The sequence below is a fragment of the Flagellimonas myxillae genome, assembly GCF_023502235.1.
In the GTDB taxonomy this organism is placed as follows: Bacteria; Bacteroidota; Bacteroidia; order Flavobacteriales; family Flavobacteriaceae; genus Flagellimonas; species Flagellimonas myxillae.
Genome location: NZ_JAMFLY010000002.1, coordinates 592,025 through 606,682, shown reverse-complemented (window position 1 = coordinate 606,682; position 14,658 = coordinate 592,025). Strand labels below are relative to the sequence as shown.

Genomic DNA, 14,658 nt, shown 5'->3' with positions numbered 1-14,658 from the left:
GATTAGGCGCCTAAAATAGCAATTAATCCAAGCCAACAAACCCCTATTCGATAAATAGTCAAATTAATGGCTGAGCCACCTTTGTAAAGTCAGTCCCAATTTGATTTTACTAGACGGAAAATCAAGTGATGGGGTTCTAGCAATTTATTGCGAAACGTTCACTTAAAACAAGTGCTTGATCATTTTAACAATCTTGTTCGGGAGCTTGTACGGGGGATACCGGAGTGGGGCGTCAAACCAATTGGCCTTTTTAATGATCCCCTTTTGATTGGAAAATATCTCGAAAGAGGCTTTCCCATGATACCCTCCCAAACCACTTGCACCAACGCCGCCAAAGGGAAGCTTTTTATTGGATATCTGGATGACCGTATCGTTGATGCAACCTCCGCCAAAGCTGTATTTGTCCAACATTTTCTTTTGGAACGATTTCCGGTTCGAAAAAATGTAGGTGGCCAATGGCTTGCCGTAATGGGATATGTGATTGTCAATATCTTCTTCCGTTTCGTATGCAATGATGGGAAGGATGGGTCCGAAAATCTCACCTTCCATTAAAGGACTGTCCATTTGGGGTTCGTCCACCAAGGTTGGGGACAAATAATTGTCGGTATCATCAGAAATCCCTCCAAAAAGAATATCCTGACCTTCAAGCATGGTCTTTAGTCGGGCATGGTGTTTTTCGTTAACGATTCGGGCATAATCATCGGAGGCCTGGCTTATATCCCCAAAACCATCTTGAATACTCTTTTTCAGCGCCTCGATAAGGGCCGCTTTCACTTTGCGGTGCACCAAGATGTAATCGGAGGCTATGCACGTTTGTCCGGCATTCAGGAATTTTCCCCAAACAATGCGTTTGGCCGTCAGTTTTATGGAAGCTGAATCGTCTACAATACAAGGGTTTTTACCTCCCAGTTCCAAAGTCACGGGGGTGAGGTGTTTTGCTGCGCTTTCGTAAACGATTTGCCCCACCTTGGTACTGCCGGTAAAGAAAATATAATCCCATTTTTGGACCAGCAGTTGTTGGGAAACTTCCACACCACCCTCCACCACGGACACATGCCCGGGTTCAAAAACCTTAGCAACTATTTCTGTGATTATTTGGGATGTATTTGGGGTTAGTTCTGATGGCTTCACCACGACCGTATTTCCGGCTGCCACTGCCCCAACCAAAGGAGCAAATACCAATTGGAAAGGATAATTCCAAGGGGCAATAAGCAAAACCGTACCGTACGGTTCCCGATAGAGATAATCGGACGAAGGCCAATTGGCAAGGATGGAAGAAACACGTTCGGGACGGGCCCAAAATTCCATGTTTTTCAACATGACCTTTAACTCTGCCAAAACAAATTGGGTTTCCGCCACCAAGGTTTCAAACTCTGGTTTCTTAAAATCGGCGTAGAGTGCTTTACAGACATCATCCTCCCTTGCCAAAATTTCTTTTTGCAAGCGCTTTAATGCCTTTTTTCTATACGCTACATCCTTTGTTTTCTGTGAGGCAAAAAAATCCCGTTGTTTCTTCGGTACTTCCATGGCTTTGTTTGGTAATACGTATTCTGAAATAAAAAGAATATCCCGAATGTTTCCATCCGGGAATTCCCAATCACAAAACTAATCTAATCAAAATGATTCCAACCTTTCTTCGTTAGAGCGACTCAAATGTCAAATGGAAAAACAATGTTGGGGTATCAAAAGCAGCAGGTTCCGTATGGATTCCCATGGCCACATTCATTGTTGTTTCCGTCAATTCTTTAATAATGATAATATTGGTGGTTTCCTTATATCCCAGGTACTCATCCAAAATCAAACGTTGTTGTCCCGTAAAAGGAACGGAAATTGGACCCTCAAGGGGATGCAGGGTACCCACGGAAAAATCTTCTTCGCTGACCATCCAAGTGGCATCCGTTTTTGGGGTGTATAGCGCGTGTGCCAAGGGTACATTGTTCACATCCAATGAAACTCCTGTAATTTCAGCTGGGAAAAACGCGCTGGCATGAACAAGGCCCATTAAACTTTGTCCATCCACATTATCCACTTTGTAGGTACCATCGTGTACAAACGTGAACGCATCATCGTACGAAGCGCCCAGACCAACCGCATCCAACAAATTGTCGAAGGAAGCTATCAAAAGGCTCAAATCGCTTGTTATCAGACCTGCACCTTCCTTCCCAGCGGTATAGGCCCTTCGCAACCTCCAGGTCTTTCCTTCTGGTCTTGCTGGCCCACCGGTCAACAAAATTTCCAATGAAGGCAAAATGGTCACTTCCTTGGTCTCCGTGAAGGAGCCATTTGCTCCAGATACCGTCAATACAACTTCGTAGGTTCCTGGACTTGCATAAGCATATACCGGATCTTCGTCGGAACTACTGGATCCATCACCAAAATCCCAAGAGATCGAAGTAGCATTTGCCACAGTTCCATTAAATGTCACCACGGATCCCTCCACCAAAAATTGAAAATCAGCCAAAGGCTCCAGCGGGGCGTCATCCTCGCTACAATTGACCAAGGCCAAGGCGAGCAATAAAATTCCCAATATCTTACTATGTCTCATTTGTTTTGTTCTTAGTTTGTTCATTTTAATTCTTATCCCACCAAACAGGAGTATCTATGGCGTTGGGTCCTTGTCTGTTGATGGCCTCCGTAACATTGTTCGTATTGGAGCCCAATTCAAAAGAGGAGTACTTAAATCTGGTCGGCATAATTCCGTTAGTCACCCCTGGGTGCAAATCCGCATCCTCCCTTACAGGAATTATCGGGTATCCCGTTCTTCTGATATGGATCCAACCCTCGAAGTAATTCGGCACCAAGGCCAACCACATCTGTACCCCGATTTGTTCTTCATCATTGATTCCCGCCAAGGTTGCCGAGGGAGACCCCATAAAGGTCGCTATGTCCGTTGGGTCGATTTCCCATTGGTGTAAGGATGTTTCTATACCCATTCTAAACAATGTATTTGCAGCTGTTGGATCATTATCAAAAACCAAGGCCGCTTCCGCTCGGAGCAACCAAACCTCTGAAGCTGTAATGACATATAATTTGCTTTCTGGAGACGAAAGTTGTAATCCCATATCCGATTTGTTGGCAAAATCCGAGCCCCCAAATGCGACATCGGTCAAGCCATTGATCATCCCAGAATATTCTCCATTGCCATCCTGGCTCACAAAAACAGGCAACCTAGGATCTGCAGTACTTTGCAACTGATCGATTAACATGGTCGACATTTTAATCGATGGAAATCCTGTTCTTCGGTTGAACCAGGCATTTCCGGTTCCTTCTGTTTCAATCATGAACGCATCATGGTCCACAGATTCCATAAGTGGTTCGTCCAAGCACAGAGCTACCGTGGCACTGGACAAAGCGCTATCCGCAAAGCGAACTCGCATGGCCAACCTTAAACGGACACTATTGGCAAAGCGCACCCATTTATCCATGTCATTGTTAAAAATGGGGTCCGAGTCCGGATATCCTTCGGCCGGGTCCGCATTCTTCAGTACCGCTATACTGTTTGAAAGGCGTTCAATCATGTCTCGATAGATACTTTCCTGAGTATCATATCTGGGCTGTACAATATCCTCTGTTTTCCCTTTACCGCCTTCGGTATAGGGCACTTCTCCATAAGCATCGGTAATCTTGGCAAACCCCAACACGGCAATTACGTCCGCCATGGCGTTGCGCACAGGGTTTTTAGTTCCTTCAGCTGTGGTAATTTCCAGCACGTCTTCTATATGTCGAATGGTTCCGCCGTAAAGGCCATTCAAAATGCTGTTGTAATCACCATCGTGTCCATCACCGTATTGGTCAGGAGCTCTCCAGGTACTTCCGGCTACATAATAATGTGCATGCATCCCGGCAAAATGGGATGATGCATTATCCGTGGTCCCCTGAAATACAGACCTAACGGCCTTCGTAAACAGGGCGGCATCATCTATGGTTGTCAAGGCATTGGGATTTTCCCTTAGATCATCCAGGCGTTTTTCACAGGAAAGGAAAACCAACCCTAATGTTATGATAACTACTGTACTTCTCATGATTTGCTGTATATTTTTCATAGTCATCAATTTTAAAAGTTGAGTTTTAGATTAAGCCCATAGCTTCTTGTGGAAGGCAGGGAAGAATGCTCAAAAGCCGTGCTAGTGGGTCCACTGCTATAGGTGGCCTCTGGGTCGATATCGCCCGCTGCGTTATAGAGGAAAAGCAAGTTTCTTCCCACCGCGGATAAGGATGCGGACTGTATGAACGTATTTTTTAAAACGGTCTTTGGAAAATCATACGTTAGGGCCACTTCCCGTAACTTTACATTGCTTGCATCCAAAATCAGGTCGGTGGCGACCTCGTTTGAAAATATATCGGTAAAGTGTTTCAACATTGCCGAGGTGGTAATGTCGTTATCGAATCCTGTGAACTCATTGATTCCTTCTTCGATAATTCCGTTTTCACGTCCTTCCAAGGTTCGTGCGTCCGTTCCAAAAAACAAACGGTACCCACGGCCGTAGGAGTAGTATTCCCCACCTTGTTGAATAGTGATCAAAGAATTCAATGTGAGGTTTTTATAGCGGATACTACTCGTAATTCCACCGTACCAATCTGGGTTGATGTTACCAAGTGCAACACGTTCCCCACGTTTGGCCAGGCCGTCGTCCCCAATGATCTTTCTTCCAAAATTGTCCCTTAAAAAGTCGTTCCCGTAAATGGTTCCGAACTCCTCGCCGGGCCTAGCCTCTACAGATGCCGTCCAAAGCGACCCCAAGGTTATTCGTTCCAAACCTTCGTTCAAGGAAATGACCTTTGAGTTGCTCTTTGTAAAATTGAAGCCGAGGGTCCAAGTGAAATTGTCAGAGTCAAAAGGAATAAGGTTCAACTGCGCTTCGTATCCCTTGTTCTGAATTTTTCCAGCATTGACCACTTTGGATGAAAATGCCGTTGTTCCCGAAACCGGAACCGCCATAATCTGGTCCGTAGTATTGGTCTGGTAATAAGTAAAGTCCAAAGTAATGCGGTTGTTCAAAAACCCTAAATCTGCACCCACTTCCCAAGACTCGGAAGTTTCCGGACGCAAGTCGAAGGAAGGAAGACTTCCTGGTATCGAAGCTACAGTATAAGGCAGGGTCACGGTTTGATCAATATTGTATACGGCTTGCGTTCTATAAGGGCTGGTATCGTTACCAACCTTGGCAAAGGACCCCCTTAATTTGCCCCTACTAAGAATATTGGGGCTCACCCCAAGAATCTTGGAAAGCAACACACTCACATTTTCGGAATGGTACCAGTACGAATTGTTCTCTTTGGGCAGTGCCGAAGAGTTGTCGTTTCGAACTGTGGCATCAAAATAGAGGTATCCCCCAACATTGAACTGACTTAAGGCATAAAAGGAGTAAATCGCTTTTTTTGTAACCCCTTCATCGCTAAAGGTATTTTTGTAATTGCTGATTCTGTAAAAGTTCGGAGCCTTGCTATCGTTCCCCCAAATATTCCTGTAGCTGCTGAACTCATCCCTATAGTTGGAACCCAAACTAAAGGAAACATTCACATTGGAAATATCGGTATTATAGGTGGCCAAAATATCCGAATTCCAGATTCGGCTTTTACCACTGTCGTGTCTGTAGGAACCAAGCCCGTTGCCTATGGCCCTAGCACCACGTGCTCCAAAAGTGGTATAGTCAAACACAATATTGTCCATCCCTGTTTTGGCGGTTACATTGAACTTGTCGCTTATCATCCAATTTGCGGAAAGAAAACCTTGATATCTGTCTTTTTCATCAAAATTTCCAGCGTTCTCCAAGGCCCAATAAGGGTTGTTGAAGGTATTGTCCAAATTCCACTTGATCTCCTCCCCGCTGGCATTTATGGTGTTGTTAGCCACATCTTCCAATCGGATATCCCTGGGCATCAAGGAAAGTTGCAAGGCTGTATTGCCACTTCCTTCGGCCAATTGTGGTCTGTTCCGAACCTTGGAAGTGATATAAGTCATTTTTCCATCTATGGAGAGTTTATTGGTCAAATTGGTGGAACCCCTCAAACTAAAAGTCTGTTTGTTGAGGGTATTGTTTCCCACGATACCTTGACCTTCCTCATCGGTAATGGAGAGACGAAACGAACCTTTGTCCCCGCGCCCTTCAAAAGCCACGGTGTTGGACAGGGCAAATCCGGTTTGGTAGAATTCCTTATAAGGGTTTCTGCTGGGATTTGGGTTATAGGTGTCTTGCCTGCCCAACCAATTCGTGTAGGTCTGGCCTTCCATTCTAGGTCCCCAACTCCAGGAAAATGGGTAATCCAGTACGGGACGCCCATCTAGATTTAGTGGTGCAAAATCTCCAAAAGCTCCGGTTCCGTACTCATTCTGAAAATCCGGGGTCAATAAAATATCTGTTAAGGTAAAGGACGAGTTGAGGGAAATTCCAACCCCATCTTTTTTCCCCCCGGATTTGGTGGTGATCAAAATAACCCCATTCATTCCCAACGAACCATAGGCTGCTGCGGCGCCTGCACCCTTCAAGACGCTTATGGACTCCACATCGTCTGGATTGATGTCGGACAAGGCATCACCTCGGTCCACGCCTCCGCCTCCACCGGCCCCACCGGAACCATTATTGATCGGGATTCCATCTATGACCACCAAAGGTCTATTGCTACCGCTTATCGTGGTTATTCCCCGCAATAATACCCGGCTAGAACCATCAACCCCTGTATTGGATTGTGTAATCTGAAGTCCAGATACCTTTCCGGATAAAGAGTTCATTACATTGTTCTCCCGGGCCACATTTACTTGTTCCGAGGTTACCTGTGAAATGGAATATCCCAAAGACTCTTTGTCCCTTTGGATGTTCAGGGCCGTGAGCACTACCTCATCCATCTTTTGTGCGTCCACCTCAAGGGACACATTTACAACGGATTGGCCACCCACAGTTACCTCCTGGGTCTTATAGCCCAAAAAAGAGAACACCAGCGTAGCCTCGTCTCCCGCAACATTGATGGTATAGTTGCCATCAAAATCGGTGGAAGCTCCATTTGTGGTTCCCTTTTCCAAAATACTTACCCCCAATAGCGGTAAGCTGGTGCCCTGTTCCATTACGGTACCTGACACCGTTTTTTGTCCAATGGCCGAAATTGAAAATCCAATCACAGCCACAAAAAAGATCAGTTGTTTCATATAGATTTAGTTAGGTTATTTTGAAGAAGGTTGGTTCTTCTTATTCTTTCAAAGCCAGTATGTATTCTGCTACCGCCATCTTAGCCTCGTCGGATAGATAATCCTGAGGGGGCATTTCTGGATAATCCTCCCTTAAGTTTTTTGGATTGTTGATGTAATCCACGATGCCTTGTGGATTATTGTTGTGAATGGCCTGTAGAATTTCGGTAGGAGGCCCAATCAAACGGGTTCCAAAAGCGTGGCAACCCGCACACACTCCATAATAGGTCATCTCCCCTAATTCCTGTTCAGAAACCGAACGCGGAGGCACAGGACCTGGGGTCATCATGGTCGGAATATCTTTGGTATCCGTGATTTGGGCAATGCCATAATCATCTATACCAAAAGTCCTGTACTTGTTTTTGTCCCTAATGGTACTTCCGGTACCGCCTCCAAAAGCGAAAATATCGGGGCCTTTGTTTTCCAATTTGGTCAGCATTATGGCCTTGATCTCCCCAGTAGGCTCGTTGCCATTGTCGTACATAATGTTATCCAGGATCACAACGCGGTCTGGATTCCCCTCTGAATTTGGGTCGTTGGCACGGGGCATACCATTGGCAAGATCTACGATGGTGATTCCTGTATTGTTGTTTCCGGTTATGATGTTGTTTTCCACGATCACATCGTCCGCAGCCATTATCAAAATTCCTGTACCGGCCGGAATACCCGCCACAGTGGATCCAGGCGCCCCAAAATTTGCGTGATTGTTGTTTACCACAAAATTGTTTCGGATTATCACATCAAAAGTGGTTTTAATGGGCAGCCCAGGAGTAACAAAAGCCAGAATCCCACCCGTATTCATATGGGCATAGTTGTTTTCGACCAAACAATGTCTGGAGTTTTCAATTTCGATACCAGCAACATTGTCAAAAACCTCATTGTGCAGTACATCAACATTGTCACACATCCCTACATAGATGGCCGCATCCTCAATTTCACTGAGTACGTTGTGCTCTATAAGTCCGTTTTTTCCATACTGCGGAAAGATGCCATAGACCCCTGTATCAATGATCCAGTTGTTGCGGATGACAAAGTTGTTCCCCGCCTGTCCCATCACGCCATTCCCCTTGTAGTTGATAATCTTAAAATTCTCTATTAGAATCCCGTTCCCGGAATACAGAAAGGCATCATTTATTTCCTTATTTCCATCCAAGGTTGGCCACTCGCCATTGATTACCACCCCTTGAAGGCTAATATCGTCCTTGTCGATGTACACATTTTCCGAATAGGTTCCGGGAAATACCCGGATCAAGTCTCCAGGGTTGGCCTTCTTTACCGCATCTTGAATGGAGGATCCGTTTTTTACTTCAATTATTTGCCCATTGAACTCTTGGGATTGGGCAACTTGTGTAGTGTCGCTGGATATACCCACATTCCTATATTTTATCGTGGAAGGCATAGGAACAGTTTCAACACTCTTTACCCCAAAAAAGTGTTTTCCCAAGAACATACCCACGGCCAGAAAGAACACAACACCAAGGATTTTTAGAAAGGTTTTTTTCATGTTTGTTTATTTGATAGTTAATTCAGAATGATATTTCTAAGCCAGAAGGCACTTTGTCAGGAACTTGTGGGGTAAAGGTTTCATCGGTCAGGGTTTTGAGAAAATCCACCAACCTATCCAACTCATAATCGGTTAAATTGGGCTCCCAAATGTGCCAGTGTATCAAAAGGTCTTCACCCTCAGGTACTGCATGCCCACGACCATTGGTATAAAACTGTACGGTTTCACGAAGCGTTTTGAAACGTCCAGAGTGCATGTAGGGTGCTGTCTTTTCAATATTTCGAAGACTGGGCACTTTAAATGCCCCTCTAAGGGACTTGTCCTTGAACGGCACTTCTGCACCGGGGTCCAACGGCAAACCGTCAGGTTCGGGGGTTCCAATAACGGCAAACTGTTGGTTTGTAAACAATGGCGGTGTATGGCACTCAGCACATCGGGCAACGAAAGACCTAAAAATGTTGAGTCCTTCAATTTCCTTTTGGTTGAGCGCATCATGGTAGCCATGTGCATATTGATCATACTTGCTGTTCAAGGAAATAAGGGAGGCCTCAAATGCAGCGATTGCTGTATAGATCTCATCCAATGAAATCTTTGCATTTGAATTTCTATCCGGAAAGGCCTCGGCAAAAAGTTTTCTATAGTTTTCTATGCCGTTTAGGGAACTTAACAGGTTCTCGGGTGTGTTCCCCATCTCTTCCTCCGAGAACAACGGCCCTTCCATCTGGTCTTCCAAGTTTGTGGAACGCCCATCCCAAAACAACTTTTTCAGGTAACCCACATTCCATAAAGTGGGCGCAGCGCGTTTTGCCTTGTGCCCATCTATCCCAATGCTGGTGGCCAAACCGTCGCTAAATCCTTTTTTAGGGTCGTGACAGGAAGCGCAAGAAATGGTTCCATCGCCAGAAAGTACCGGGTCAAAAAACAAATATCTGCCCAAGTCAATTTCCTGTGGGGAAAAACCGTCCCTGATTTTTGGCAAAGCTGATTTTAAACCCCCAACACCGGCTAGGTTACGCACGGCATATTGATCATATAGATTTCGGGCGATACATGTATTGTCTTCGGTCAGTTTAAATCCTGGAGGGCAATTGCAATTGAGCAAGGGTACATCGACGTAGGGTGAAGACGACACATTGGAGGCATATAGGATGAATACCATAACACCTAAACATGCAGCGTACAAACCCGATTTTATCGTATTCCTTTTACTCAACTTAATTATCTGTTTTTCCAATCAAAACTGGGGGCCGAATTTGGTCCTTAATTGTTTCTAATTGGATTTGGCAGTGCCACAAATAAATAAAGATGAGTCCCCCAACAACTATAAACAGAGGGTTTTGTGATGAATGATACCTATAATGTTACTAATGGGATACTTTTTGTTTCAGCGCTTCTTCAAATGAGTTCTTGAATCCAGCGGAAACGGGAATGGAGGTATTGGGCATATGCTGCACATTCAACTGGTAGCTCTTCTTGGTTTTCTTTAGGGAAGAAATGTGATCTACATTGACCAGGTACGAACGGTGCACTTTTACAATATTACTCTCCTCGATTTTTTTTTCAAGCTCCTTTAAACTACCCCGAACCAATTCCTTTACCTGATCTTCCCCTTTTAGATAATACAGTTCCAAATAGTTTCCTGCAGATTTTACACAAAGCAGTTTTTGGTACTTGATGGCCAATATCACTTTTTCATTTTCACCAATGATGGTCAGGAGTTTATCCCCCAATTCTGAATTGAATTCCAAGCTATGGTTTTGAATGGCCTTGATCTTGGCCAATTTATATCGAAAACTCAAATACCAAACAAAGGCCAAATAGGGACCAACCAGAATCAAAGTGGTATATCTTACGGTTAGCCAGTACTCGTTCCACTTCTCCAAAAAGGTGTCCAATTCGGGGCCAAAGGCCAAATACATCCCCCATGCAATCAAAAGCACTTCAAGGGCAACCCAGAGCAAAAAACTGTAGGTCTTAAACTTATTTAGCCTGAAAAGCGGCCTCAATACAAATTGACTGATCAAGATAACTACTGTTCCAACAATTATGTATCCTGTAATGGTACCTCCCCATACTTCAATATTAAAGGGGACATAGACATTTAAGAAAACCAGACAAAACACCGCCAAAAATCCAACAAGCAAGAGTTTGTTCTGGACTGTATCCAGATAAGGGAATTCTAGCTTTAAAACGTTGGCGATTCGTTTCATTCAAATTTGCAGTAGAGCTTCATATTAAATATAGGATAAACTTGTTTAATATGTAAAAATTTGGAAAGTTGATATCAAGAAACTTTAGGACACTCTTTTACCATTGGTGTAGCAGATTTTGGATTTAGTTCAAAGCGAAGAGGGTACACGAAATTTCTCTTTAAACTTCAAATAAAGGGCGTAATTGGAGCAATCAAATTCTTACCTCAGATTTGCCAAATCTCTCCCATGGTCCAGTAATGGCGACAGTGTCTCCATTCTCCTGCACATTCACAAAAAGTGTCTTTCCTGAAGGGGAAAAGACCAAGCCGGTAAGTTCTGACTTAGAACTTTGGTTTCGGGCCAAGGTATAAATTTTCCCGTCTTTGTCAATACCTCTAATATGGTTTAGCTCGCCGTTGTCCTCGCAGAGCAGCACATCTCCCCAAGGAGCGATAAAAAGGTTGTCGCACATGTGCAATACCGTTTTGTCGTTGGATTCTGCATAAAGTTCAAGGGAAGCTGGGGCCTCATTTTCTCCTTCCAGACCTTCCTTAGGGGACAAACTATATTTAAAAACTTGCCCAAAATTATCCGGCCCTCCATTGGTGCACGCAAAGAAAAGTTCACCATCTCCCATCCATATACCCTCGCCCCGAGCAAACCGGGCAGCTCCAAGATCAAAGCCGCGATATCGCAAATCGTCTTCCGGGGATTCCACATCATCCAAATCAATCCAGAAAACTTCCATGGGATTATTTTTGGGAACTGTGGGTGATTCCCAATTTCTTGTATCCAGACTTTGATTGTCGCGTACGGCTAACGCCTGTAATTCTCCCCCTGCCAAAAGATTTTCTTTCTCCTTTGGAATAAACCTGTAAATGAGTCCATCATGCCTATCTTCGGTAAGATATACACACCCAGAATCCGGGTCAACGGCCACTGCCTCATGGTTAAATCGTCCCATGGCTTTGACGGGTTTTGGCTCTACCATTTCCTTGGCATTCATGGATACTTCAAATACATATCCATGGTCTTCCAGAATCTGTTTTCCATCTGCTTTGGTGACATCTTCCTCACAAGTAATCCAAGTACCCCATGGTGACACCCCCCCGGCACAATTCCTGTAAGTGCCCCCAAGGCTCAAAAATTCGTCAACAACCACTCCGGTATCCTCGTCATAAATTAGGGTTGTTGTGCCTCCCAATCCGGGATTGGTTCCGCTGCCAGAGTCGTACAATCTATCCAAATCTATATCGGGCAGCATTTCATTAGCAGGGCCAAAGGGACTGTGTTCCAAATCCGTGGCACTGTTTTCGTGGTTTCGGATGATTACGATTTTTCCATCTGCAGCCAGAAAGGCGCCCATCCCGTCCGGTCTTCCAGGTACCAATAGACCATCCGACATTTTCTCTCCGGATTTGGAGATAACTTTATACGAAAATCCTTCTGGAAGATCAAGGTATCCTTTGGGATCAGGTTTCAACTCCAACTTTGCCATCCCATTATTAGGCACTGCTTCGCTTTTCCTCTTCCTGTTAGTGCAATTGACCAACGAAATAAGCGCTATGGAGGTAAGGGTTGATTGTTTTATAAAATGTCTTCGTGTATAGTCTTTGTGGCTAACTTTCATGGTCTATTTTTCTTGATGTTCAGTTTTGTAGTGTTCTAGGAAACCTATCATGGACCTCTTCCTACAAATGTACCCAACGATTTGAAAATTCTAGCTTGTTTGAAATGTTAAAACGTTTTTATAACCCACGGAAAACATGATATGGGACGCATGTGGGCAAGAACTCGAAGTTATGTATGGGAATAAAAAAAGCCGAGAAATAAATCTCGGCTTTTGATGTACCTTGGGTGGGAATCGAACCCACACTCCCGAAAGAACTGGATTTTGAATCCAGCGCGTCTACCAATTCCGCCACCAAGGCATTTTTGTAGTCCCTTTTTGAAATGGGATTGCAAAGCTAAAAAATAATTTCATTTACCACCAAAAATACCTTGAAATATCCTTTAGCAACCCGAATTAATTTTTAAATTTGCACCTCTTTTGAAGAAAAGAACCATAATAAGCTAGTCGACAAGAGTTTACCATGCCATACCAAGTTCCAGAACCTAAAATTTTTGCCTGTACCCAGAGTACAGCCTTGGGTGAAAAGATAGCCGCATCATACGGGGCCAACTTGGGGAATGTGCTTTTCTCAAGATATAGCGATGGTGAATTTCAACCTTCATTTGAAGAATCCATTAGGGGGGCGCGAATCTTTATCATCGGCTCAACCAACCCGAGTTCGGAGAACCTTATGGAAATGTTGTTGATGTTGGACGCAGCCAAAAGAGCTTCAGCAAGGCATATTACGGCCGTTATGCCCTACTTTGGATGGGCAAGGCAAGACCGAAAGGACAAACCTAGGGTACCCATAGCAGCCAAGCTAATTGCAAAAATGTTGGAAACGGCCGGTGCCACCAGAATCATTACCATGGATTTACATGCCGACCAAATCCAAGGTTTCTTTGAAAAACCGGTGGACCACCTTTTTGCCTCAACCCTGTTTTTGCCCTACCTAAAAAGTCTCAAACTCGACAATTTGTGCATTGCCTCACCTGACATGGGTGGATCTAAAAGGGCATATGCCTATTCCAAGGCTTTGGAGAGTGATGTGGTCATCTGTTACAAGCAAAGGGCCAAGGCCAATGTTATTTCCCATATGGAATTGATCGGGGATGTAAATGGTAAAAATGTGGTTTTGGTGGATGATATGGTAGATACTGCTGGTACTTTGACCAAGGCAGCAGACTTGATGATGGAACGCGGTGCGATTAGCGTCCGTGCGATCACCACACATGGGCTACTTTCTGGCAGTGCTTACGAAAAAATAGAAGAATCACGGTTAACGGAGTTGATCGTTACCGATTCAATTCCTGTAAAACAGGATAAAGAAAAAATTAAGGTATTGAGTTGTGCAGACTTATTTGCAGATGTTATGCACAGAGTTCACCACAACACCTCAATATCTTCAAAGTTTTTAATGTAAATCAATTTAATATATAATGAAGTCAATTACTATCAAAGGATCCCAAAGAGAAAGCGTGGGCAAGGTATCTACCAAAGCCTTACGTAATGCTGGAAAGGTCCCTTGCGTGTTGTACGGAGGGGATAAACCATTGCACTTTTCAGCTGATGAACTAGCATTCAGACACCTGGTCTACACCCCAAATGCACACACGGCTGTGATTGAGTTGGAAGACGGACAAAAGTTTGATGCAGTATTACAGGATATCCAGTTTCATCCTGTAACCGACAAAATTTTGCACATCGATTTCTATCAGTTGTTCGAGGACAAGCCGGTAACCATGAACATCCCTGTTCGTTTGGAAGGAAATTCTCCCGGTGTTCGAAACGGTGGCCGTTTATTGTTTAGAAAAAGAAAGCTTTCCATTAAGGCATTGCCAAATCTACTTCCTGATTTTATCACAGTAGATATCTCCAAATTAAGAATTGGAGGGACTATTCCTGTGGAAACACTCTTAAATGATGATTTCACTATCTTACACCCAGATAGTACTGCGGTTGTACAGGTAAAAGCCTCTAGAACATCTGTTGATGATGAGGAGGAAGAGGAAGAAGAAGGAGTTGAAGGAGCAGAAGGTACTGAAGCTGCTGCTGAAGGAGCTGCTGAAGCCCCAGCTGCCGAGGCTACGGAGTAACTCTTCACCAAAACCGATAAAAGCATCCCCGATATTCTTTAACAGAATTGGGGATGCTTTCTTATTTTTGAGCA

Annotated in this window: 10 protein-coding genes and 1 tRNA gene; 2 read left to right on the top strand and 9 right to left on the bottom strand. The window is 44.2% G+C overall.

The features are described 5' to 3' along the window. Window positions 1-162 precede the first annotated feature (162 nt). From M3P07_RS11235 to M3P07_RS11195, 9 genes are all read right to left on the bottom strand, one after another. Window positions 163-1,527 (bottom strand): aldehyde dehydrogenase, encoded by a 1,365-nt coding sequence (locus M3P07_RS11235; RefSeq protein ID WP_249970005.1) that lies wholly within the window; start codon window positions 1,525-1,527, stop codon window positions 163-165. Window positions 1,528-1,639: 112 nt separating this feature from the next. Then, window positions 1,640-2,545 carry a PKD domain-containing protein gene (locus tag M3P07_RS11230; RefSeq protein WP_249970004.1) on the bottom strand — a complete coding sequence of 302 codons (906 nt, stop codon included), beginning with the start codon at window positions 2,543-2,545 and terminating at the stop codon, window positions 1,640-1,642. A gap of 25 nt (window positions 2,546-2,570) precedes the next feature. Next, window positions 2,571-4,022, bottom strand: a complete 1,452-nt coding sequence (locus tag M3P07_RS11225) for a SusD/RagB family nutrient-binding outer membrane lipoprotein (protein WP_249970003.1) — start codon at window positions 4,020-4,022, stop codon at window positions 2,571-2,573. Between the two features lie 32 nt (window positions 4,023-4,054). Then, window positions 4,055-7,141 carry a SusC/RagA family TonB-linked outer membrane protein gene (locus M3P07_RS11220; protein ID WP_249970002.1) on the bottom strand — a complete coding sequence of 1,029 codons (3,087 nt, stop codon included), beginning with the start codon at window positions 7,139-7,141 and terminating at the stop codon, window positions 4,055-4,057. 40 nt (window positions 7,142-7,181) lie between these two features. Further along, entirely contained in the window at window positions 7,182-8,684 is a 1,503-nt protein-coding gene (locus M3P07_RS11215) for a parallel beta-helix domain-containing protein (RefSeq protein ID WP_249970001.1), read from the bottom strand. Window positions 8,685-8,706: 22 nt separating this feature from the next. Next, the gene (locus tag M3P07_RS11210) at window positions 8,707-9,843 is read right to left on the bottom strand and encodes a cytochrome-c peroxidase (protein ID WP_249970000.1); all 1,137 of its coding nucleotides are present in this window, start codon (window positions 9,841-9,843) and stop codon (window positions 8,707-8,709) included. 205 nt (window positions 9,844-10,048) lie between these two features. Further along, the gene (locus M3P07_RS11205) at window positions 10,049-10,894 is read right to left on the bottom strand and encodes a LytTR family DNA-binding domain-containing protein (RefSeq protein ID WP_249969999.1); all 846 of its coding nucleotides are present in this window, start codon (window positions 10,892-10,894) and stop codon (window positions 10,049-10,051) included. Between the two features lie 193 nt (window positions 10,895-11,087). After that, window positions 11,088-12,506, bottom strand: coding sequence for an alkaline phosphatase PhoX (locus M3P07_RS11200; protein WP_249969998.1), 1,419 nt, complete (start codon window positions 12,504-12,506; stop codon window positions 11,088-11,090). A 219-nt stretch (window positions 12,507-12,725) separates the two neighbouring features. Then, window positions 12,726-12,807: transfer RNA gene (locus M3P07_RS11195), tRNA-Leu, on the bottom strand. Between the two features lie 162 nt (window positions 12,808-12,969). Here M3P07_RS11195 and M3P07_RS11190 point away from each other — a divergent pair. Both M3P07_RS11190 and M3P07_RS11185 read left to right on the top strand, forming a co-directional pair. Then, a complete protein-coding gene (locus M3P07_RS11190) occupies window positions 12,970-13,911 on the top strand; it encodes a ribose-phosphate pyrophosphokinase (RefSeq protein ID WP_249969997.1) in 942 nt (313 codons plus the stop codon). Window positions 13,912-13,927: 16 nt separating this feature from the next. Next, window positions 13,928-14,584 (top strand): 50S ribosomal protein L25/general stress protein Ctc, encoded by a 657-nt coding sequence (locus tag M3P07_RS11185; protein ID WP_249969996.1) that lies wholly within the window; start codon window positions 13,928-13,930, stop codon window positions 14,582-14,584. Window positions 14,585-14,658 lie beyond the last annotated feature (74 nt).